Origin of the sequence: Alkalibacillus flavidus (genome assembly GCF_040545925.1) — a bacterium.
In the GTDB taxonomy this organism is placed as follows: Bacteria; Bacillota; Bacilli; order Bacillales; family Alkalibacillaceae; genus Alkalibacillus; species Alkalibacillus flavidus.
The window spans coordinates 46,106-69,563 of the sequence record NZ_JBEPMX010000005.1 but is presented as its reverse complement, the minus strand read 5'-3'; the positions used below and the strand labels follow the sequence as shown (position 1 = coordinate 69,563).

The 23,458-nt window shown below is 41.0% G+C and carries 21 protein-coding genes, 1 tRNA gene and 1 riboswitch; of the genes, 6 read left to right on the top strand and 16 right to left on the bottom strand.

The window, feature by feature from the left end; all coding sequences use genetic code 11:
• Positions 1-101: 101 nt before the first annotated feature.
• Positions 102-3,281 carry a DEAD/DEAH box helicase gene (locus ABID56_RS06205; protein ID WP_354219758.1) on the bottom strand — a complete coding sequence of 1,060 codons (3,180 nt, stop codon included), beginning with the start codon at positions 3,279-3,281 and terminating at the stop codon, positions 102-104.
• Between the two features lie 214 nt (positions 3,282-3,495).
• Here ABID56_RS06205 and ABID56_RS06200 point away from each other — a divergent pair, with 214 nt between their 5' ends.
• Positions 3,496-4,959: a GGDEF domain-containing protein gene (locus ABID56_RS06200; protein WP_354219757.1), complete on the top strand. Its 1,464-nt coding sequence runs from the start codon at positions 3,496-3,498 to the stop codon at positions 4,957-4,959.
• Here ABID56_RS06200 and ABID56_RS06195 read toward each other — a convergent pair.
• A complete protein-coding gene (locus ABID56_RS06195; protein WP_354219756.1) occupies positions 4,946-5,371 on the bottom strand; it encodes a hypothetical protein in 426 nt (141 codons plus the stop codon). The genes ABID56_RS06200 and ABID56_RS06195 overlap by 14 nt on opposite strands.
• An 80-nt stretch (positions 5,372-5,451) precedes the next feature.
• Positions 5,452-6,342 (bottom strand): 4-hydroxy-tetrahydrodipicolinate synthase, encoded by an 891-nt coding sequence (gene dapA, locus ABID56_RS06190; protein WP_354219755.1) that lies wholly within the window; start codon positions 6,340-6,342, stop codon positions 5,452-5,454.
• 113 nt (positions 6,343-6,455) lie between these two features.
• A riboswitch (Lysine riboswitch) is annotated at positions 6,456-6,633 on the bottom strand.
• A gap of 176 nt (positions 6,634-6,809) precedes the next feature.
• Between dapA and ABID56_RS06185 the strand changes: the two genes are divergently transcribed.
• Positions 6,810-7,583 carry a Cof-type HAD-IIB family hydrolase gene (locus ABID56_RS06185; RefSeq protein ID WP_354219754.1) on the top strand — a complete coding sequence of 258 codons (774 nt, stop codon included), beginning with the start codon at positions 6,810-6,812 and terminating at the stop codon, positions 7,581-7,583.
• 39 nt (positions 7,584-7,622) lie between these two features.
• Here the strand turns inward: ABID56_RS06185 and ABID56_RS06180 are convergent, their stop codons facing one another.
• The 3 genes from ABID56_RS06180 to ABID56_RS06170 all read right to left on the bottom strand — a co-directional run bounded on the left by ABID56_RS06180 (position 7,623) and on the right by ABID56_RS06170 (position 10,539).
• Positions 7,623-8,771: a trans-sulfuration enzyme family protein gene (locus ABID56_RS06180; protein WP_354219753.1), complete on the bottom strand. Its 1,149-nt coding sequence runs from the start codon at positions 8,769-8,771 to the stop codon at positions 7,623-7,625.
• Between the two features lie 72 nt (positions 8,772-8,843).
• Positions 8,844-9,818 (bottom strand): GMP reductase, encoded by a 975-nt coding sequence (locus tag ABID56_RS06175; protein ID WP_354219752.1) that lies wholly within the window; start codon positions 9,816-9,818, stop codon positions 8,844-8,846.
• Positions 9,819-9,996: 178 nt separating this feature from the next.
• Positions 9,997-10,539: a histidine phosphatase family protein gene (locus tag ABID56_RS06170; protein WP_354219751.1), complete on the bottom strand. Its 543-nt coding sequence runs from the start codon at positions 10,537-10,539 to the stop codon at positions 9,997-9,999.
• Positions 10,540-10,650: 111 nt separating this feature from the next.
• On the opposite strand from ABID56_RS06170, the gene ABID56_RS06165 reads away from it, so the two are divergent.
• Positions 10,651-11,115, top strand: a complete 465-nt coding sequence (locus ABID56_RS06165; RefSeq protein ID WP_354219750.1) for an SRPBCC family protein — start codon at positions 10,651-10,653, stop codon at positions 11,113-11,115.
• A 22-nt stretch (positions 11,116-11,137) separates the two neighbouring features.
• Here ABID56_RS06165 and ABID56_RS06160 read toward each other — a convergent pair whose 3' ends face one another.
• Positions 11,138-11,536, bottom strand: a complete 399-nt coding sequence (locus ABID56_RS06160; protein ID WP_354219749.1) for a secondary thiamine-phosphate synthase enzyme YjbQ — start codon at positions 11,534-11,536, stop codon at positions 11,138-11,140.
• Between the two features lie 226 nt (positions 11,537-11,762).
• On the opposite strand from ABID56_RS06160, the gene ABID56_RS06155 reads away from it, so the two are divergent.
• From ABID56_RS06155 to ABID56_RS06145, 3 genes are all read left to right on the top strand, one after another.
• Positions 11,763-11,835, top strand: a tRNA-Ala gene (locus ABID56_RS06155).
• A 225-nt stretch (positions 11,836-12,060) separates the two neighbouring features.
• Positions 12,061-12,741 (top strand): CAP domain-containing protein, encoded by a 681-nt coding sequence (locus ABID56_RS06150; protein WP_354219748.1) that lies wholly within the window; start codon positions 12,061-12,063, stop codon positions 12,739-12,741.
• A gap of 194 nt (positions 12,742-12,935) precedes the next feature.
• Positions 12,936-13,583, top strand: a complete 648-nt coding sequence (locus ABID56_RS06145) for a hypothetical protein (protein WP_354219747.1) — start codon at positions 12,936-12,938, stop codon at positions 13,581-13,583.
• Between the two features lie 60 nt (positions 13,584-13,643).
• Here the strand turns inward: ABID56_RS06145 and ABID56_RS06140 are convergent, their stop codons facing one another.
• From ABID56_RS06140 to ABID56_RS06100, 9 genes are all read right to left on the bottom strand, one after another.
• Positions 13,644-15,326: a CocE/NonD family hydrolase gene (locus ABID56_RS06140; protein WP_354219746.1), complete on the bottom strand. Its 1,683-nt coding sequence runs from the start codon at positions 15,324-15,326 to the stop codon at positions 13,644-13,646.
• 79 nt (positions 15,327-15,405) lie between these two features.
• Positions 15,406-16,290 (bottom strand): glycine betaine ABC transporter substrate-binding protein, encoded by an 885-nt coding sequence (locus ABID56_RS06135; RefSeq protein WP_354219745.1) that lies wholly within the window; start codon positions 16,288-16,290, stop codon positions 15,406-15,408.
• A gap of 30 nt (positions 16,291-16,320) precedes the next feature.
• Positions 16,321-17,154, bottom strand: coding sequence for an ABC transporter permease (locus tag ABID56_RS06130; protein ID WP_354219744.1), 834 nt, complete (start codon positions 17,152-17,154; stop codon positions 16,321-16,323).
• On the bottom strand, positions 17,151-18,356 hold the full coding sequence (locus tag ABID56_RS06125) for a quaternary amine ABC transporter ATP-binding protein (RefSeq protein ID WP_354219743.1): 1,206 nt from the start codon (positions 18,354-18,356) through the stop codon (positions 17,151-17,153). Before ABID56_RS06125 ends, ABID56_RS06130 begins: the two co-directional genes overlap by 4 nt.
• A 33-nt stretch (positions 18,357-18,389) precedes the next feature.
• Complete coding sequence (locus tag ABID56_RS06120; protein WP_354219742.1) at positions 18,390-18,860, bottom strand: thioesterase family protein; 471 nt, start codon at positions 18,858-18,860, stop codon at positions 18,390-18,392.
• Between the two features lie 14 nt (positions 18,861-18,874).
• Positions 18,875-19,816 carry an L-carnitine dehydrogenase gene (locus ABID56_RS06115; protein WP_354219741.1) on the bottom strand — a complete coding sequence of 314 codons (942 nt, stop codon included), beginning with the start codon at positions 19,814-19,816 and terminating at the stop codon, positions 18,875-18,877.
• Between the two features lies 1 nt (position 19,817).
• The gene (locus tag ABID56_RS06110; protein WP_354219740.1) at positions 19,818-20,708 is read right to left on the bottom strand and encodes a beta-keto acid cleavage family enzyme; all 891 of its coding nucleotides are present in this window, start codon (positions 20,706-20,708) and stop codon (positions 19,818-19,820) included.
• 244 nt (positions 20,709-20,952) lie between these two features.
• Positions 20,953-21,516 (bottom strand): TetR/AcrR family transcriptional regulator, encoded by a 564-nt coding sequence (locus ABID56_RS06105; protein ID WP_354219739.1) that lies wholly within the window; start codon positions 21,514-21,516, stop codon positions 20,953-20,955.
• 185 nt (positions 21,517-21,701) lie between these two features.
• Positions 21,702-23,264: an FAD-dependent oxidoreductase gene (locus ABID56_RS06100; protein WP_354219738.1), complete on the bottom strand. Its 1,563-nt coding sequence runs from the start codon at positions 23,262-23,264 to the stop codon at positions 21,702-21,704.
• Positions 23,265-23,458 lie beyond the last annotated feature (194 nt).

Sequence of the window (23,458 nt, the reverse complement as noted above, 5' to 3'; positions counted from 1 at the left end):
CGAATAACTTTAACGACTAATCGCAATTATTTCAAAAATTGGCGAAGTTATCTCATAAATGAGAGCAGTTATTTAATAAATCCGCGGAGTTATTAAATAACTTAAACGTTTAGAAGTTCGCGGATGTCGTCTTCGGTTAAGTTTTGGAACGATGATTCGCCTGGTTGGATGACATTTTCGATGAGTTCGCGTTTTCGTTGTTGCAGATTGTGAATTTTTTCTTCGATTGTTCCTTTTGTGATTAACCTGAAAACTTGAACGACGTTTTGCTGGCCCATTCGGTGAGCGCGGCCCGTTGCTTGTTCTTCCACAGCTGGATTCCACCACAGGTCATACAAAATGACCGTGTCCGCGCCGGTTAAATTAAGTCCAGTGCCGCCTGCTTTTAACGAAATTAAGAAAATATCTTTCTCTCCATCATTAAATCGGTTCGCCATATCGATGCGTTCTTTAGAAGGTGTTTGGCCGTCTAAATAAAATGCATCAATTCCTGATTCGACTAATTTGTTTTGGATGATCTGTAACATACTCGAAAATTGCGAGAAAATAAGCATTCGTTGATTATTAGCTCGTGCAGTTTCAATCATCTCAAGCAACTGATTTAATTTACCTGATTCGCCTTCATAGCCGTCAATAAATAATGACGGATGACAACATAATTGACGCAGGCGTGTTAATCCGGCTAAAATTTTCATCCGGTTTTGTTGAAATCCTTCTGCCGATAAGACGTTAGCTGCTTCGCTTTGAATTTGTTCTAAGTACCCTAAATATAGTTGTTTCTGTTCCGTTGTTAGCTCGGAATGTTGCACAGATTCGATTTTATCCGGTAGCTCGCTTAATACGTCCTCTTTTAAGCGGCGCATGATGAACGGTCGGCTCATCCGGGCGATTTGTTTTTCTGGTAATTGGCGAAAGGCTTTTTTTGCAGGGAATAATCCCGGTAATAACACATCAAAAATCGACCATAATTCATCGAGTGAGTTTTCGATAGGTGTCCCGCTTAGCGCAAACCGTTGATGTGCACGAACCGTTCGAACGGCTTTCGCTTGTTTCGTTAGATGGTTTTTAATCGCTTGTGCTTCGTCTAAAAACATCGTTGAAAACGTGATGTCGCGGTATAAAGGTTCGTCTTGTCTAACAGATGGATAGGATGTCACGATCACATCATAGCTAGCCACATCATTTAACACTTTCTCCCGTTCATGAGCAGGGCCGTGTGCGACGGCGACATGCATATGTGGTGCGAACTTTTCAAACTCTGCTTGCCAGTTATAGACGAGTGAAGCGGGTGCGATAATCAGTGCTGGTTTATGCTCGCCTTTCCGCTCATCTTGCTCTGATGCTAAGAAGGTAATGCTTTGTAATGTTTTACCTAAGCCCATATCATCTGCTAAAATGCCGCCGAAGTGATAGCGGCTGAGCGATTTCATCCATTGAAAGCCGAATCGCTGATAATCGCGCAAGTCAGCTTGGATCGATTCAGGAATCGGCGCTTCAAATGTTTCTGGATGTTTAATATCTTCAATTAATTGTTGGAACGCTTCGTTGTATCGCGTTTTCAAGCCTTGTGAAATCTCGTTAATTTGGAGTCCGCGATAAGCGGGTAATTGGATCGATTCCTTCTCTAAATCGGATTGATTCAGTTCTAATTCATTCACAATCGATGACATTTGCGATAATTGGTCATCATCGAGTGGCACGAAAGCCCCATCAGATAAGCGGTAATACCGTTTTTTCTCTTGAACAGATTGAATCATCTGCCGAACGTCATCAGGGTTAATATCACCGAAATCAAATTGTACATCTAATAAATTTTCTCCGGAGTCAAGATCGACTTGGACCGTTGGTGTTTGTAAGTCGTCTTTCAGCAATCCTTTCACTCGTTGTGTCGAATAGACATTAATCTCTTCTTGCAGATACGGCAATTGGTCATATAAAAAAGTGAAAATCTCATCTTCTTCATCTAAATATAAATCCTCGCCGTTGAATTTAAAAGCAGACCCTTCGATCATCGACATGATCTCATTTTCTTTTACGGTATCACGAATTAAAATTTGATCGGTTTCGCTCGGTCCACTACTCGTTAACGGGTCAAAAGTTTGCCCGTCATAATCATATGTGAGAGTGGCCGTTAATCGTTCGTCATCTAAATCCATGTGCATGCTAGCCTCGAGTGGCGGTTGGTTCGATTTAGATTTAACTTCTTCCGATAAATTAACCTCTCCGACTTGGTTTAATTGTGGGACGACACCGGACATAAAGGACGTCATTTGATCTTCTGGCACCGTAAATGACGGTTGTGGGTTAAATCGTAATAATCTATGCATTTCTGATAAAATAGCCATTTGTGAACGATCGACAGGATAAAATTGTTCATCATATTGAATTAAGTAATGGTCTTGAAACAGAGTCATGTTTTTAAAATGATCGAAATTAAAAACGTAATCATCATTCTCTTCGTAAATATGATATTGAAATGGGACCTTATCATTTTCCCAATACATTTGATCGAATGAACTGACCGTCGTTTCTAAACGACAACGACATTGTGATAATGCTTTGAGTAATGAATGAGCGACGACTGGTGTAATGGTAATGCCTTTTGGGGTCGGTGGTGATTGGAAATGCCCATCATAAAACACATCATTACGGTATAAATCCAACAATAAATCGATGACACGTTGATCTGCTTCAGAAAACGCGTGGTCTTCCGGTTTATATTGAAATTTTGGAGTGAATTCATGCTCTTCTCCGTTGTCTAAGTTTTTAAGAAATTGACGCATGTTTTTAACGACATATAGTCTATTCGTTCCTACTTTCATTTCAACTGCTAAGTGGTTGTCAACGCCTCGTTGGAAGTGGCGTAGTGTGAATTCGACGTTTAACGTTTCTTTTGTATAGGCATGTTTCGTTTGATGATTAACGTTGGACAATGCATGAATTAATTCGCCCGAATAATCGCGTTGATCTTGCTTTCGTATTAACTTACCGCCTCGTCTTATTAGTTCGGAATCGTCTTGTGCAATTAAAATGAGCGTTGCTACGATATGTTTGCATTCCGAATGATCCGCAAATGCTGGGCAATTACAGCCGCAACGCCATACACGATTGTCGATTTGAATGCGTACGTGATATATGTCTGAACCAGCTACATTGGCGTGATATATTGAGTTAGTAAAGTCATATTCAAGGTCGATCACGTTTCCGTTGATATAATAGCCTAACCCGCGAGAATAGGTTTTTGGCTTAAATGTGTCTTTTATTTGAGGGGTCGTAATCATTGTCGTTCATCCTTTAACCGTTTAAATTCGCATATCTATTTATTTTATCATATTTAGGTCCGTTTTTGTGGATTGTTCCAAACGGGCATGTGTTAATTTTCAAAATCATTTGTGAACATTTGTCAGAGTGCGTAGACGAATGATATGAAAGTTGTTATAGTAAAATAGAACCATTTCCTTAGGATTAAATATGTGATGAATGGCAGGGATGATGATGCAGCTACAGAATCACGGAATCGTTAAAATTGCTTCCGTCGTGTTGTTGAGTTTTATAGTTATGATGGCATTATATAATGCTCCGCAAATACGATCTATTGTGGGACCTGGTGTCTTAGCAATGGGCTCTGTCGCTGTATCGTTTTGGTTATTCCGCCAATATTGGATGTTAGATACACAGAATAAATATTTCTGGTTGCTACTAAGCTTAGGTATGATGTTGTTTAGTTTGACGAATATTTATTATTTCATTGAGAAATTCATTCTTCCTGTCGATCAATTTACGTCAGCTACTAATTGGTTGTGGGTGCTCAGTTACTTAATCTTTTTTATCGCGTTAATATATAAAATGCTGATCCTAACGAATTACAGGGCGAGTCAGCAATTAATTTTCAATATAATTATATTGATTACATTTGTAACGTCCCTTAGCCTGCATTATATTTTAATGCCAATGCTCAATTTAAGCCGACGTTCTGCAGGGGGCGCAAGTGTTGAGCTAGTGTATCCCATTCTTGACTTAATCATTGTTGTAGTGGCTGTAGTGTTAATGAATTTGACGTGGCAAACGGTGCAGGTGAAATGGTATATCGTGTTAGGCTTTTTGACGTTAATATTAACAGATTCATTGTATTTTTATTTGTCGGTGATAGAAGGCATTGAAATTGGTAGTTATCTTCATTCGTTGTGGTTGTTGGGTGTTTTATTGATTGGGCATGCGGGGACGTTCGCGAAAAATCATGATGATATTAAGTTGTCACGATACGGCCACCAGTTTTCTTTACGACAAGAAGTGTTTTCGTATGTGGTGGGTATATTACTTGTATTGTTTGTGATCAACAGTTATGGCTGGGAGTTAAATAGTTTAAGCTTGGGTTTATCGTTTATTATGATCATGATGATGATTAGAAATGTATATTTAATAAGACGCAACATGCATCTCGTGAAGCAATATCAATATTTGGCTTACCATGATGTGTTAACAGGGTTGTACAATCGTTCGAAGTTTAACGACGATTTATCGTTATATGTTACAAAAGCGACAGCACATGATGAATCCTTAGCTTTAATTATGATGGACTTAGACGATTTTAAGTCAGTGAATGATGGTTATGGACATCACGTTGGCGATGAATTGTTAAAACAAGTCGCTAACCGGCTTAAAAATAGTTTGAGTGAAGAAGCGTTTCTTTACCGATTAGGCGGTGATGAATTTGTCACGTTGATCCCTCGAGCAACACAAGTTGATGCTGATTGGATTGCCGACCGGGTTGAAGAACAATTTCAACATTCGTTCAATATATTAGGCGCAACATTGCGAATGAAACCGAGTATCGGCATGAGTTTTTATCCTAATGATGGCCATGATGGTGATGTGTTATTACAACGTGCTGACGCTGCAATGTACCAGATGAAATATGACGACAAAAAACACGTAGGAATGGTAGCTAAACAGACATAACAATCTCAGGTACATTAAACACAAATATGAATATACCAGCTAATAGAATCATGCCACCTTCACTTAGTGTCACGAAAGCACGCATTGGTGTATCGGAATGCCAATATTCAAAGTGGGCATCTCTCAAAGGTCCAGCTAAACTGATGCCGATAATAAATACTAACCATATATGTAGTAATGAGTCTTGTGCCATAGCCATGGTGGCTGGGAGGATGAAGAATAGACAGAATGCATAACCTATTCGCATCCACGTTTTGATTTTATAGTGTAAGTCATTGATTTTATATGGTTCAAACGAGAACGGTTTACGTTTGATGTTTTGAACGTTTAATGCACGGCGAACCGACCATTTGACGAATTCAGTCAACAAGACAAATGTCATTATAAATAGAATGATATAAAACATGAGCATAGACTACCTCCAGTTTATTAATTAATCATATAAATACAAAAAATGAGCCAAAGACACTAACTTTGGCTCATTTTTTGTATTTAACCGACGTCTTGACTCGTCGTGTAGTTTTGAATGAGTGGTGTTAAGGATGCACGCTCTGTATCATTTAATGGTATGAGTGGCAGGCGCACATTTCCGACTGGGATACCAATTTGATTAAGAGCTTCTTTAACTGGTGTCGGGCTTGGTGCTGAGAACATCGCATTCATAAATGGCATGACATAGCCGTGCATTTTAGCAGCATAGGCTGTGTCGCCGTTGCGATGAGCATTGAGCATGTCTTGCATTTCATTACCGATGATATGCGATGATACAGACACAACACCTGCACCGCCGACAGCAAACGTCGGTAACGTCTGGCTATCTTCACCTGTGTACAGTGTGAAGGCATCATCTGTTTGATTAATAATTGTTGTGACTTGATCTAGATCGCCGCTTGCTTCTTTGATAGATACGATATTGTCGACTTGTGATAAGCGAATGATCGTATCTGCGCTCATTCCAACAGCGCTACGTCCAGGAATATTATAAAGCATGACTGGAAGTTCGACGCTATTTGCGATCGTACTAAAATGCTGATACATGCCTTCCTGTGACGGTTTGTTGTAATAAGGTGTAACAAGCATGATGGCGTCGACACCGATTGCTTCTGCTTCTTGTGACAGTTGGATCGATGCGCGGGTGTTGTTTGATCCTGTGTTCGCAATCACTGGCACCCGCCCGTTGACTTCTTCTGTGACAAAGCGGAATAGTTGTAATTTTTCTTCATGTGTTAACGTCGGGGATTCGCCTGTTGTTCCAGCAACCACTAACCCATCTGTTCTGTTGTTTAATAAGTAGTTAATCAGCGTTCGTGTTGCTTCAAAATCAACATTGCCTTGTTGATCGAATGGCGTTACCATCGCTGTAATCACTTGACCGAAATTCATCTAATCACACACCTTTTAAATTATTTATTGTGTCCTTCTAGGTGTGGAGGACCAAAAAAGCAACAACGAAGCGACGGGGCTCGTTGTTGCTTTAGAACGTCAATTTGTTCTAAGTCAGAGATAGCCCTCCATATAGTCGCCTATATGACAGCTCTGTATTTATTTAACACAGAACCAGCTTTACGGTTGTGAGAACCATAAAGCTTCGGCAAATCCCCCTTTCCTTATGCGTCGCAAGAGCTCACTCTCCTCAACATAAGTACTCATGGTGTTTGCGCCTCTATCCTTACTTTAAAAGTTTAAAATAAGAACTGTTTTAATTGTAACTTTACTGTACCAAAATTACGCACGAATAACAAGTTATTTGCTAGGAATGACTAACTTTTTTGCACCGGCCACCTGTGGTTTGCTTTCCTATGTTAAAATTTGATTGGAAACGTCATGATTACGAAAATGGAGGAGACAACATGGAACAACATATTATCTTTTTTGATTTAGATGGAACATTACTTAATTCATCAAAACAAGTACCTGAATCAGCGGTCAAAGCTGTGCAAACATTAAAAGATAACGGTCATATCGTCGCGATTGCAACAGGGCGCGCGCCGTTTATGTATGAACATATTCGAAAACAATTAGGTATTGAGACGTATGTTAGTTTTAACGGGCAATATGCCGTCTCAAATGGTGAAGCGGTGTATCGTCATGCGTTAAATCCGGATAGTCTACATCATTTGGTTGAGCATGCCGTTGGAAATGATCATCCTGTTGTGTATTTAGATCATGAAAATATGAAAGCGAATGTTCAATCAAGTGTGTTTGTGTCTGAGAGTATGGCGACCCTTAAGCTTGGGCAAACAGCTGATTATGATCCAGCCTACAAAGACCGTGACATTTATCAAGCGTTATTGTTTTGTGAAGATGGTGAGGAAAAAGAATACGTTGAACGCTATCCGGATTTTGATTTTATGCGTTGGCATGCTTATTCAGTTGATGTCATTCCGTCAGGTGGTTCGAAAGCTGAAGGGATTGGCTATGTGTTAGAAGACGTTGGCTTGCCGCGTGATCGAGTTGTTGTGTTTGGCGATTCGATTAATGATTTAGAAATGTTATCGTCATTCGACCAAAGTGTGGCGATGGGAAATGGTCATGATCGTGCAAAAGAAGCGGCCAATTATGTCACAGCAGAAGCTGATCATGATGGAATTAAACAGGGGTTAGAGCGATTAGGGTTAATATAAAATAAAGCGAAGGCTGATTTAATAGCCTTCGCTTTATTTTTATACTGTTTTAGCCGCAGTGATGGCTTGGTTGAGTTGGTCGACGATATCATCGCCTTCTTCGATGCCAATTGAAATTCGGACGACGTAATCATTGATGCCAAGCTTATTTCGCTCCTCATCTGTAAGGGCGCGGTGCGACGTTTTGCTAGGGTATGAGACTGTCGTTTCAACCCCCGCTAATGTCGGTGCGATTTTTATCCAGCCAAGTGACTTAAAAAATGTCGTAACATCAAGGTTGTGCGCCAATTCGATCGTGACAATGGCGCCGTTACCATGATGTGAAACGAATTCAGGGTAGTAAACGTGTTTAACGCCGTTGTTTTCGCTTAAATGCGTTGCGACTTGTTTCGCATTGGCGGATTGTTCGCGCATCCGTAAAGCGAGCGTTTTAACCCCTCGGACTGTCAACCATGCTTCATAAGGGCTTAAGTTCATGCCGAGTCCGACAACTTTCTGATTCGCTTTAGCAATTAAGTCTGGATCACCAACGATAACGCCCGATGTGACGTCACTATGACCGCCTAAATATTTGGTAGCACTATGAGCTACAAGGTCCACACCAAGTGTGTAAGGTTGTAATAAGTACGGTGTTGCAAATGTGTTGTCGACCATTGTTTTAATTTGATGATCACGAGCGATTTGGACTAAGCTTTCGATCGCCTCAACGCGTAAAAAAGGGTTTGTTATGGATTCAGTGTACAACAGTTTGGTGTTTGGTTGGATCGCGTCAGTAATGGCATCGTTCGAGCTGAAATCGACTAACGTATAATCGATGCCTAAACTAGCGAGTTGTTTTGTAATAAGTTGTTGTGTTCCACCATATAAGTCTTCAGCTGCCACAATATGATCGCCAGCTTGAGCGACGGCAAGAATGCCTGCCATAATTGCAGAAATCCCGGATGACGACGCGACGCCGGCTGGTGCTTGTTCTAGCTCTGCAATCGTTTGGCCTAATTCGGCAGTGTTCGGATTGTTTTCGCGTGTATATAAATACGGAACCTCACCGGCATAGTATTGTTCAATATGATCGAGGTCGCGGAATGTAAAAGCGGACGTCTGATAAATGGGTGTCGTTTTAGACGTCGTTGCTTCGGTTTGGTCAATTTTTTGATGGACGATTTGTGTATGGATCGATTGTTTGGACAATGAAGTCACTCCTTCTCGGTTAACACTATGTCTTATTAGTATAACCGATACGACTTCGATGTTGTCAAAGCATTAGTCACCGTTTCGAATCGTATTTTTAACAAGGCAGTAATCTACTGTTTTTAATGATTCAAGGTCAGTGCCACCTGCATAAGAAATCGCTGATTGCAGATCTTCAGTCATGCTTGTGAGCGTGTCTTGTAATGCCCCTTTGTAAGGAACGTGAAGCTTTTTGCCTTCGACATTTTTTCGTTCGCCTTTTTGAAATTCAGAAGCCGAGCCGAAGTATGTTTTGTAAGGTTCTCCGTCAACGGTGATGAGTTCGCCTGGCGATTCGTCATGGCCTGCGAACAGGGAACCGACCATGACCATAGAGGCGCCGAACCGAATCGATTTCGCGATATCGCCATGTGTGCGTATGCCGCCATCTGCGACGATGGGTTTTGTTGCGACTTGTGCGCACCATTCGATCGCACTTAGTTGCCAGCCGCCAGTACCGAAGCCGGTTTTGAGTTTCGTAATACATGCTTTGCCCGGTCCGATCCCAACTTTGGTCGCATCTGCGCCTGCTTGTTCTAGTTCAGTCACACCTTGAGGGGTTCCGACGTTACCAGCGATGACAAAGGATGTCGGAAGCGCTTGTTTGATTGTTCGGATCATATCAATCACAGCGTCTGAATGGCCGTGCGCGATGTCGATCGTGATATAATCGGGTGTTAGTGATGCTTCTTTTAAGTCATGGATTAACGTGATGTCATCTTGTTTAACCCCGACGCTAATCGATGAGATTAAGTCGCGCTCGTGCATTGTTTGGACGAACTCAAAGCGACGTTCAGGATTGAAGCGGTGCATCACGTAAAAATAGTTGTTTTCTGCTAGTGTGACAGCAAGCTCTTCGTCAATAATCGTCTGCATATTGGCTGGGACCACTGGAAGGCGAAACCAATGTGGGCCAAACTGAATCGACGGGTCACATTCTTTACGGCTTTCGACGACACATTTATTCGGAATGAGTTGCACATCTTCATAATCAAATTGTAAAGTCATACTAATCTCTCCTAAAAAACGAATGTTTTCGAATGATTTAATAAATTTGTTCGTTCCACATAAAACTGTAACGAATTTTGATGAAAAGCGCAAGAGTTAAAAATGAACTTTTTTATACATTTGTTCAAAAATGTTCGTCTTTTACGTGAAAATGACCTCTACCTGAGGTGGGTAGAGGTCATTGTGGTTGCCAAATCCGTTCGATTGTCGAATTGTTTTGTTCATCAATTGTTAATAAGTGGACGTCTGGATTCGTTAGTCGTGTGAATGCGGCGCCGTAACCGAAGTGATGAAACAATATTGGGATGATGCCGCCGTGTGAGACAATGGCCGTATGTTGGCTCGGATGTTCGATGATATCGTTTATGGCGTTTATCGCACGATCGCGTTTGTCAGTCGGTGATGAAGATTCGATCGCATTTAACGAAATGTTCGGAAACAAATCGCCCAAATGGGTGAGCCATGCAGGATATTGTTCGGATTTGATCAAACCTTCGCCGATACGCCTTTCAACCTCAATCTGCTTACCATACTGTTTGGCGTACGGTTCAACCGTTCCTACCGCTCGGATAAATGGGCTTGCGATGAGCCGGTCAATCGGGTATTCGTTAAGAAATGCGGCGAGATTTTCGGCTTGTTGTTTTCCAACCGTCGTAAGTGGTGCCTCTGGTTCCTGGCCCATCGCTTGCGCGTGACGAATAATATAAATAGACTGTGTCATATAATCACCTCGTTAAGCTTGTATGTTCCCTTGCTAGTCAATTGATAAACGTTGTGATGTCATAACAATTATGTAACAATAAATTTATCAAAACGAGAAAGGCGGATGTTTATGCTAACATGGCATGAAGAACAAGTTATACCTGTACATATCGACCATGTATGGACGCTATTTCAACCAGATCAACTGCATCGAATTATGCCGAATGTCGTGAAACACGAATTGGTTGAAGGGAATCACGGTGAACCTGGTGCTAAATACGAACAATCGTACCAACAAGGCAAACGTGTCGAGACGTATATTGTTGAAACGCTCGAGCATGATGATCAACCAAATGAGAAGCATTGGAAGATGAAGTTTGCGATTGGTCGCGCGTTTCAGATCGAAACCGAATATACGTTAAAAAAGCAAAATGATTCGGAAACGTTATTCATTTATAAAGGTAAAAATGAAGGGACGAATTGGTTCGGCAAATTGATGATGAAAATGATGTCTCGTAAAAGTAATGATAAAGTGTTGACGAAATTCATGAACCGTGTTGAAGCAGAAGCGAAAAAAGAAGTGGAGCAAGCGTAGTCAATCAGCTACGCTTGTTGTATTACTGTATGACTTTTGCAACGAATTTCCGGCTTCTCGGTCCGTCGAATTCACAAAAATATAAGCCTTGCCAAGTCCCTAAGACGAGTTGACCTTGCTCAATAATTAACGTCTGTGCATGACCAACCGTACTCGTTTTCATATGTGATGCTGTGCTGCCTTCCATATGACGGTCTTGCGGATCATCCCACGGGTAAACGTTGCGAAAACGTCTGAGCATATCCGTTTTGACATCAGGGTCGGCGTTTTCATTCACGGTCAATCCAGCTGTGGTATGCATCGAACTAACAACGACGATGCCATCACGCACCCCGAGTTCCTTGATCCAACTTTGGACTTGATCCGTTACATCGATCATTTGATCATGATGGTCTGTTTTAACGTGAAATGTTTTAAACATCAATGGTCACTCCTTTACTTCGATACCTTTATCATAACACGGACTATAGACATCATTTCAATTTATTAAATAAGTGCTGCTAGTTTTGAAATAAGTCGTTTAAGTTATTTCAAAACATGAGCGATTTTTGAGATAAGTAGAGGGAATTATTTAAAAAATAAAGTGGGCGCACGTCTTTTAGATAGGTTAATCTATATGCTATAATATGGCTGGTATTTAAATAGAAGGGGCATTAGCTCAGTAGGGAGAGCGTCGTGCTGGCAGCGCGAAGGTCATCGGTTCGAGCCCGATATGCTCCATATTGATCACAAACTGAAAGGTCAGTTTGTGATTTTTTTGATCGATTCAGCATTTCGCCGATAATTGAGCGGAATTCGCCGATAACGCAACGAAATTCGCTGATACTAGTAGAGAAATCGCCGATAAACCAACATCAAAAAACCTGGCTACGATTGCCTATGTTAAATAAAAGTGATTTTAGCGTATAATGAAACTAATAATGAAATCATAAGGGAGCCAGAATGATGGTCAGATTACTCTTAGTTGGAGCGATTATATTTGGTATATTGTATTTTGTACCAGTCCAACAACTCGTAACGGATGAGAAAGGAGAATTTTCGTTTAATGATGTCGTTGATGATGTGACAGAACGTGTGTCGTCAATCGATTTTGAAGCGATGGCCGTGCATGTTATTGATGCGGTGGATTACATGGCTCAGTCTTTACTAAATCTAGATGACCGCGAAGCATCACCAACGTACAATCCGAGTGAATTAGAAGACGAAGGACGGACGACAGAGATAGACACGAGTGATTTTGAGGCTCAAGATTTAGAGACTGAAGTGCATCAACTTGTTAATCAACGACGTGAAGAACATGGCTTGGACCCTTTAACTTTTTCCGAAGAAGTGAGTGTTGTAGCGCGAGAAAAGTCGCGTGATATGGCGATAAACGACTATTTCGCTCATGAATCACCAACTTACGGCACGCCTTTTGAGATGATGGACCAGTTTGGCTTAACGTACCGGCAAGCAGGCGAAAATTTAGCCAAAGGTCAACGAACAGCAGAAGAAGTGATGGAAGGGTGGATGAATAGTGAAGGCCATCGAAAAAATATTTTGCACGATGGTTTCACAGAGATCGGTATCGGTTATGTAAAAGACAGTCATCAGACGTACTGGACGCAAATGTTTATAGGAAAATAACACTACATTCTCAATGTGCAAATCAATTGACGAACGTGCGTTCTCGTTGTAATATATATTTACTTCTAATACACCGTTGAACAAGGTGGTGAGAGAACTTGTTATATGTTGATAATGCCACGTAATATGATGACTGTATTATTTTCGTAGTACTCTTTGACCTTAAAGGTAATTAAATTTACGAGGTGATTTAAATGGATGGTCATGTTTATGAATTACTTTCTAAAATTAGTGACGATATGTCGGATATGAAAACAGAGATGGGTTCTGTAAAAAATGACATAGGGTCACTAAAAGAGGAAATGGGTTCTGTTAAAAGTGACATAGGATCACTAAAAGAGGAAATGGGTTCTGTTAAAAGTGACATAGGGTCACTAAAAGAGGAAATGGGTTCTGTTAAAAGTGACATAGGATCACTAAAAGAGGAAATGGGTTCTGTAAAAAATGACATAGGATCACTAAAAGAAGAAATGGGTTCTGTTAAAAGTGACATAGGATCACTGAAAGAAGAAATGAGTTCTGTCAAAAGTGATGTAGGTTCGCTGAAAACAGAAGTAGGTTCTATTAAGAGTGATATAGAGTCCGTGAAGACGGATATCCGTTCAAACACAGTGGCGATTCAGGATATGCAAGAGAGTATTGAGTTTAATAGAATGGCGATAACGAATATGAATGACGATATGAATAGACGTTTTGATGAAGTCGATGCGAAGCTAGATGGTGTAGGTGCTCAATTCGAGCAGACTAATAAATTTAGAATCGATGACATGAGTTTTTTGCAAAACAAAGTGAATGAAATTGAAAAAGACGTGTTTATGTTAAAAAACAATAACGATAAATAATAGATTAAAGTAATGCCCGAACTGCTTCACCACGCAACATGATGAATCAGTTCGGTTTTATTACTCAATAATAGGTAACAATACGTAAGATGGGGAAGTTTCACTATGGAAAATAGTTTGTTGAGCTTTAATTGTTTCTGTTGTATTTTTTAAGCTTTCCCCAGTATTTGGATTCACATCATACATTGGGAAGTTGCTTGAGGATATTTGTATGCGTATTTGGTGACCTTCTAACATTTCAATGCTTGTTGCCCACAGGTCAATCTCAAAAAGAGTCACATCGCCCGGCTTTAAATCGGGATATTGATGTTTTGCGCGGACAATGCCCTCTGTAATATTGATGGACGTACCATCGGGTAAAACGTCAGTTAACTTAACTGTAAAATCTGTGTCGTCAGCATCTGTTGACGCATATATATAAGCTTTAATAGGACCGGTTATTTCGATAGGTTTATCAAGTGGTTGAGTCGTATAGATTAACACGTCATCTCGTTGTTCGATTTCTCTTTGGTCGAGTGGTCCCGTATTAATGCCGTGAATCAATAATGATGGGCCGCCTTTTGTTGGGACGGGATGATTCGGGTCATATGTGTATGCCGAATACCCTTCAGATTCTTTCGGTTGTTCAAACGCTAATGTTTGATCAGCGTTTAAATATAATGGCTGATACTGCGTTCTAGCTAACGGCCATTCATATTCTTTCCGCCATTCATTTCGTCCCATCGTAAACAAGTGAATAGGGGCGTTATCATCGAATGCATCCGATGATTTACCTTTCAACCAATAGTCAAACCACTTCAAATGTAGAGAGGTGACGTCGTCAACGCCTGCAATATTGTCTCCAGATGCCTTTAATCCGAAATAACGCTCTCCAAAGTACGGTGTGAATACGCCGTGCCCCCATGGTCCGATAATGAGTTTTTGGTCTGAATTATTTTTGACCGTCTCTGTGTAGTTATTAATCGTCGCATTCAAAAAGCAATCATACCAACCCGCCATATGAAACCCTGGAACATGGACATGTCGTATATCAATCTTATTTTCCGTTTCATCGATCAAATCGTGATTCATATAATCTGTATATAGCTGTTGCAACTCTGGATGTTTCATAATGGGAGGCCATTCGCTGTATGGTGCGAACTGATGCCAATTTAAAATATGATCCAGATCATGAACCAATTCTTGTTCCGTCTGTTTAAACGCATCCGTTGATTGTTTGCGTTTCAAATAATCTGGCGCAATCGAATCTAATATCCAAGTTTGTAATTTCCCTAATTCCACGGCGCCTTGCCGAGTAGAAAATTCTTCGTTGATGTTATGTCCAGTGAACGCTGGAAATATTGCTTTTAAAGATGGTGGTTGCGTCATAGCGGCAAACATTTGCGTGAATCCGTAATACGATAAACCAAACATGCCAACATCCCCATTGCTATAGGGTAATGAAGCAGCCCATTCAACGCTGTCGTAACCATCATTTAATTCTTGTTGAAATGGCTTAAACTCACCTTCCGATGAAAAACGACCTCGTACATCTTGAATGATGATGACATAGCCTGCTAAGGCCATACGAATAGGGTCAATATAACGATGTGAAAAGTTTGGTAAGTTTTTGTTATAAGGTAACCGCGTTAAAAGAATGGGGTAGTACCCTGTTTGATTTGGTCGATAAACATTGGCGTATAAGGTTGTGCCATCACGTAATTCGCACGGCACATCACGTTCAATGATCACTTGCTCGGACATACTATCACTCCTCAATCTATGTATAGTAAAAGGTCTGCCTTCATATTTAAAAGGCAGACCAATATATAATAAGGGGGGGTTAGTTACCTAACATTTCATCGACTTTATCTTGGTTATTGTCGATCCATTCTTGTGCTACTTCTTCCTCGTCTTGGCCATCTTCAATCTTAACAATCATTTCTTCTACATCTTCAATGGCAATGCTCCAGTTAGAAAGGAAATCATAAACGTCTTCTTTATCTTCAGATACTTGGTTGTTTGTGACAACATGAATTGTTGATGATTCGAAAAATTCGCCTGACTCGTCTTCAACAACTTTTAAGTCAAATTCATTAAACATCGTGTGTGGTCTCCAGCCATAGAAAATAACGGGTTCTTCGTTACTGATTTTACGCTGGGCTTGTGCAATCATACCGCCTTCAGATGAATTGACTTGTTCGAAGTCAAGGTTATTCGCTTCAATAAAGTTATCAATTTCTTCTGTTGCACTTGCGCCTTCTTCAATACCATAGATTTCGTTACCAAACATGTCTTCATTACCTTCAAGATCAGCAGTTGTTTCAATACCGTCAACATACGTTGGAACGACTAGACCTGATGATGCATCTTCATAACTGATAGATGTACTTTCGATCGAATCTTCATATTCATCAAAGTAGTTTTGGTGTACAGGCATCCAAGAATCCATAAATACATCGATATCACCGCGTGACAGACCCATGAAAATAGAACTCACATCTGCTTGTGTTTCTTCAACTGTGTAACCCATGTCTTCAATGATTAATTTTGCGATTTTTGTAGGAGGGACTGTACTTGTCCAAGGTGTCACACCCATTGTTACTGTACCTTTTTCTTCTGAAGAACCATCTTCGCTATTTCCTTCTCCGTTGTTATCGTCAGAACCGCCACATGCAGCAAGAGCGATTAAAGCAAAAGCTGTTAATGTCATAAGTAGTTTTTTCATGAAAATTCTCTCCTTAATAGTTTTTAAGTTTTATTTAGTATTTTGACCGATACCTTGAGTGATTCGGTCTAAAATAATCGCTAAGACAACAATTCCTAAACCACCGACTAGACCAAGACCGATATTAACGCGTGAAATCGACGTTAATACAGTCGCTCCAAGTCCTGGCGCACCAATCATCGAAGCGATAACGGCCATCGATAGTGATAGCATAATTGTTTGGTTAACGCCGGCCATAATACTTGGGACAGCAAGTGGTAATTGAACTTTAAATAAAAGCTGTTTCGATGTAGAACCGAATGCTTTAGATGCTTCAATTACTTCTTTCGGCACGTGACGAATTCCTAAGTTTGTCATACGTACCGCTGGTGGTGCTGCGAAAATAAATGTCGCGATGACAGCTGACACGCCACCTAAGCCGAATAGTAAGACCGCGGGAATTAAGTAAACGAAACTTGGCAATGTCTGCATGAAATCCAATGTCGGTCTTACAATGGCTTGAACTTTATTGTTCATAGCACTAAAAATACCGACTGGAATTCCAATCACTAGTGAAACAAAGGTGGAAACAATCACAATTGAAAGTGTATTCATCGATTCTTCCCAAATGTCGACAGAACCGAGATAAAGCATCCCGATCAAGGTGAAGAAGGCTAGGCCTTTTCCACCTAAACGCCAAGCAATAAGGACAAGAATTAACGTAAACAGCTCAGCAGGGATGAATAACAGTGTATTAGTTACGAAATCAACGAAACTATTTAATACCACACTGATTGATTCAAAGGCACTACTGAATGTAGGTAAGAACCATTCATTCACAAAGGTATTCGTCCATTGTTCTAATGGAAAGTAGAAATAATTCATGCTTCAGTCACCTCCTCGTCATGCTCTTTACCTAGAACGAGTCCAGAAAGAATCGAGACACGTGAAATAATGCCTAGTAATTTGTTATCTTCACTGAGGACAACAATAGGGTATTTCGTGTCAACGGCAATTCCAATTAAATCATTCAATGCCGTATCTGGCGTAGTAGTATGAACATCTCGCTTTAATACGTCTTCCATAGGTATGTCTTCTTTGTAAGAGCGGATTGCATCATCGATCGTTAATAAACCTTGGAATCGCTCGTCGCGGTCGACAACGAAAATACTCGATGCACCGAACTCTTCCATTTTACGGACGGCTGTACGCGGCCCGTTTTTATATGTTGTTAGAACTTCTGGACGTCTCATGACCTGTGATGCATCTAATACTTTAGAACGGTCGACGTCTTTAACGAAGTTACTGACGTAATCGTTTGCTGGATTCTCTAAAATTTCTTCAGAAGAACCGATTTGTACGATTTGGCCGTCTTTCATAATGGCAATTCGATCTCCTAGTTTAAGTGCCTCGTCTAAATCATGTGTAATAAATAACACGGTTTTGCCGAGTCTTTTTTGCAAGCGCAGCAGTTCGTCTTGCATGTCTTTACGTATCAGTGGATCAAGTGCACTGAAGGCTTCGTCCATTAGTAATATATCGGTGTCATTAGCAAGGGCGCGGGCGAGACCAACACGCTGTTGCATGCCACCGCTTAATTCGCTAGGATAACTGTTTTCGTAACCATTAAGACCAACGTCAGCGATCGATTGTTTAGCTTTTTCAATTTGTTCTTCTTTTTCTACGCCTTGAATTTCCAAACCATACGCCACATTTCCGATTACAGTGCGGTGTGGGAAGAGGCCAAAGTTTTGGAACACCATTCCTAATTTTTGGCGTCGTGCTTCGATAAGCTCATCTTTGTTCATGTTTGTAATTTCTTCATCATCGATATAAACGTGACCAGACGTTGGTTCGATCAGACGATTAACGAGTCTGATTAATGTCGACTTACCACTACCTGATAAGCCCATAATGACGAAAATCTCACCTTCTTCTACATCGAAGGAAGCGCGGTTAACGCCCACTGTATTACCAGTATCAGCTAATATGTCATCTTTTGAATAACCTTGATTTAAGCGTTCCAATCCTTGTTTAGGATTAGGACCGAATACTTTTGTAATGTCACTTACTGAAATTTTACTCATAAACATTCTCCTTTTTCGAAAGGGAAGAGGGGATTAAGATTGGCGTTTAATCCCGATGGTTCTTCCTATTTGTTTCGGTTTGTCTAAATGTTCATGCTCATGCCAAATTGATTCGATATTTGCTTGGACTGAGTCGATAAACGGAGCAGGTTTTCCGCTCGATTGGTCAATGCCCATCAGCATTTGCTCACTCGTTGCAATGAGTTCTCCGTGTTTGTTTAACATCGAAAATAATACGTGTAACCTTTTAGCGTCATAATCGATTAATTGCACGGTCAGGTTCAAAGGTTCACCTTCATGGGCTTCCTTTAAATAACATAGATGCGTTTCAAGCGTGAAAATGGTATACGCTTCTTGTTCAATGACGGTTTGATCTAAACCGATGTAGGCCATGAAAGCATCGACAGCATGACTGAACATTCGAGCGTATTCCGCATCATTCATATGACCGTTGTAATCAACCCATTCCGTGTGAACGTGATCCGTATATTGAAATGGTTGCATCGTTTCACCTCACTTTATGGCCAATAATCTTCGACTAAATCAATTAGTTTAACGAGAAATTCGTTTCGTTTTCGTTCTAATTCAGCTACAGAACGGTCGCCTGCGTGTGTTTCGCAACCAGTAATCACACGTTCTTGTAGTTCTTCGGTGAGTTCAGGTGCTTCTAACTTAGTCCATGGCAATTTTAGAGCTGGACCGAATTGTTTTAACATATGGCGCATGCCTTCTTCGCCACCAGCTAAATGGAACGTCATGAAAGGTCCCATTTGAGCCCAACGTAAACCAGCTCCATACGTAATGGCTTTGTCGACTTCTTCAGTCGTTGCGATACCATCGTTTACTAAGTGTAAGGCTTCGCGCCACAATGCCTCCATGAGACGATCTGCGACAAATCCTTCAATCTCTTTTTCGATGATCATTGGTTTCATACTAGCGGACTCATAAAATGCGTACGCTTTTTGTTCGAATTCTTGTGATGTGTGCTCGCCACCAACGATTTCGACAAGTGGTAATAAGTAAACAGGGTTAAACGGGTGTGCAACGACAAATCGTTCAGGGTGATTTAATTTCTGTTGCAACTCAGTCGGTTTAATCCCTGACGTGCTTGAGCCGATAATCGCAGTTGGGTCGGCGTGATGATCAATCTCGGCTAATACATTTTGTTTTAGCTCCGTTCGTTCTGGCACGTTTTCTTGTATTAAGTCTGCACCTTGTACAGCTTCTTCTAAAGTCGATACAAACGTTAATCGCTCACGACTTGCACTTTCATGAAGGCCTAATTGTTCGACTGATTCCCATGCATTATCGATAGATTGACGAGCGCGCTCTTCTGCTCCTTCGGCAGGGTCGAATGCTACGACGTCAAAGCCGTTTGCGAGAAAACGTGTAATCCAGCCGTTGCCGATAACACCAGTACCGACAATCGCGACTGTTCTAGATGTCTGTTCGTTCGTCATATTACTTGCCTCCATTAGGTTGTCTTAAGTTGTATAACTCCCGCGCTTCTTGTGGTGTCATAATGTCAATGCTATTGGTTTGTAATTGTTGAACGGCTTGATCGACAAGTTGTTCGTTAGTGGCTAAGACACCTTTTTTCAAATACATATTATCTTCTAAACCAACTCGGACATTACCACCAAGTAAAGCCGTTTGTGTCACCATTGGTAATTGCATGCGACCGATTCCGAACGCGGACCAATGTGCGTTCTCTGGAATGCGACTCTTCATGTAACTCATCGTTTCAACATCTGATGCCGCACCCCAAGGAATACCTAGGCAAAATTGATACATTGGGTCGCCATCGATTAATCCTTCATCGACGAGTTGATTAGCAAAACGAATATGTCCTGTGTCAAAACATTCAAGTTCAGGTTTCACACCACTATCTTTGACAAGTTGCGCTTGTTCTCGTAACCAATCAGTTGGACTCATGTAAATCATGTTGCCGAAATTCGTACTGCCACAATCGAGTGTGCACATTTCTGGTAGTAACTCGCCAACAGGTTCGTGGCGTTCTTGTGGTGTTTGAATATCTGTTCCGTCGCCACCAGCAGCAGGGGTATCTAAACTCGGGATAAAATCGCCACCACCACCAGACGTTATATTGATAATGACATCAGTTTCGGATTCGCGAATACGGTCAACAATCTCACGATAATGCTCGATATCGTGACTAATCCCGCCTGTTTTGGGGTCGCGAGCGTGAACGTGAGCAACAGTAGCCCCGGCTTTCGCTGATTCAATCGCTGACTCTGCAATTTCTTTTGGGGTGACAGGGACATGAGGGTTTTTCTCTGTTGTATCGCCTGCCCCAGTGACAGCAGCTGTTAACATCACTTTTTTAGCCATAATGATTCCTCCTATGCGTGTTGATGGATAAACGTTTATTTTACTTTACCGCCCAGACGGTTTGTAACTCTGTTATGTACTTTACCATCTGGACGGTTTTTAATCAACAGCTGTTTTGGATTTTTCGGGAATATTGTCGAATAAAATGTTGCGTGAAGCGTTGTACTGCAAGGGATTTGAGAAGGGATAAAATAACTAAAAAAACCACTGCAATTATGCAGTGGCTCATTCCTTTACAGTCAGACTATGGATTATGTTCAGTCGAAATGTACATATCTTGTATCCATTTGTGAAGGCGTTTATAGACCTCTTTCTTTTGGTCTGGTTCAATTTGATACGTTTCAAATAGCTCTGATAACCAGATGCCGTCCGTAGCTAATCGGATAATAGTAGCATCGATAGGATCAAGACCGTCATTTTCAATATTCGTTTGCCACTCCTCATACGCTTTGTGTAGTGGCTCAAGCAATTCTGGTTTGACGGCCTTAGCGGCTAGTAATCCTGAATGCATTTCTTTGTTTGGGTAACCTTGATTGAACGTGACATTCAAAAATGCGCGTGTCCATTTGCCTTTATCTAGTGGATCTTCTTCGACGTTTTGGGCAATTTTAGTACGATAATTGTGGGCTAAATGGTCAACCATTCCTTGAACTAAAGCCTCTTTCGTGGGGAAATGATAAAGGAGGCCACCTTTACTAATACCTGCTTCTTTAGCAACCGATTCAAGTGTTAAGTTAAAGATTCCTTTATCTTCAACGATCCGAGAAGCCGCGTTCAAAATGTCAATTTTTCTAGAGTTTTTCCCCATAGCATCATCCCTCTTTTTAATCAATATCACTCATCTAATTAAATACTATACTATTTGGACGGTTTACTTTCAAATGGTTTGTGATAACTTTATCGATAATTTTTAATGATTATCCAAAAATCCGTGCGTTTTGTATGAAGTTAATTGCTATTGTACATAAACGTTTTAAAATGAAAAGCGTTTTTTTAGCTATCACCTTTATTTTTTCTCAACGCCTGTCCCATCGTAAACTTCTCACGGTGTAAGTTCTCTTGAGCGGGGCCTTCGATGACTTCACCAGTGTAAGAAAATCGAGACCCGTGACATGGGCAATCCCACGTTTTTTCGGCGCCGTTCCAATTAACTTCACAGCCGGCATGAGTGCATGTTGTATCGACAATATATAACGTGTCGTCATGCGATTGGTATGCGCCTTTTCGTTGCCCATCTTGCTTGAATGTTGTCGCTTCACCTGGTTTGAGTTGATTGAGTTCGCGACTTTCTGCTGATACTTTTCCTTTGGTTAAGTGTTTAGCTGTGTCTGTGTTTTCTTTAAGAAAAGTCGCGACACCTTGACTCGTTGCAGGTCGAGTAGGAAGAAAGATCTGTTGATGTGGGCTCATTCTCTGCAAAACATAATCGGCTAGCAGTTTAGCGGCTGCTGTTCCATTCGTCATGCCCCATTTACGATAACCTGTCGCTAGTAATATTGATGGTTCGTCTTTTTCGATCGGGCCGATGTAAGGTAGGTCATCGAGTGTCACTAAATCTTGAGTCGACCAATGATGCGTGATCGGTTGATGTGAAAAATACGTGTAGGCATCCCGTTTTAAATTGTCGTAATGTTTCTCTGTTGACTCGCCTTGTCCTGTTTTATGACCATCGCCACCGAATAATATGTACGATTGGTCATCAATGGTGGCCTCTCGAATAGAACGAGTCGGCTGATCGATACTTAAATACATGCCACCTGGGTAAGGGTTGGGATCTTGAAAGGCTAGGACATAAGACCGTTCAGCGTGAAGTTTCGTAGCGAAACGTGTTGGTCCCGTGTGAAATGGGTAATGGGTGCAAATGAGAACGTGTTGAGCTTTAATATGGTACCCATTTTGGCAGGTGACAACAGGGTTATTTTCTGAGGCATCAATATCGATAGCTGGCGTGTTCTCGTATAGCTTCGTCGTGCCGTTATCAAGTGCTAATAGTAACTGGCTTAAATACGTAATTGGGTTGAATTGGTACTGGTCTTTCATGGCAAGTGCGCCGGTGACATCGACTTGAAAAGGGATGGAATCGGTTAATGCGCTATCAATATTTAACCGATCGTATGCTTGGTATTCGCGTTCAAGTTGGCTTCGACCTTTGTCTGATGTGGCGAATAAATAGGCGTCTTGTTGCTCCCATTGGCAGTTGATGTGCTCTTTATCAATGATCGTCTTTATGAGGTTGATCGCTTCTTGGTTTGATTTTAAATAGTGATCCGTTGCTTGATAGCCAATATCGTTTAACAGTTGGTCGTAGATGAGGCCGTGTTGGGCGGTTACCTTTCCGGTTGTATGCAAAGTTGTCCCAGTTAAAAATGAATGAGCATCGATTAATGTGACGTTTTTACCAGCTTGTTGCAATAGGTAGGCAGCTGTAATCCCTGTAATACCTGCGCCAACGATCGCGATATCGGTTGTTTCGTCACGTTCTAAGGAAGGGAAATGTTTCGTCGTGCGTGAGCTTGTCCAAATGGGGTGGTTGCGATTTTCGGATAAAGGTGTCATCATGTCAGTCCTTTCTAATTCTATATACCTACTATCTTTGACGAAAAAGGGTTATTTTATACAAATTGTAAATCGCTGTCGAAAGTTGTTGAATGGTTTGAATAGGCATTAGATTAAATGGTAGCGAATTCATAATTTTTATTTTACAATAGGTAGTATTAACTAATAGAATAGAGTATCAGTTCGAGGAGAGA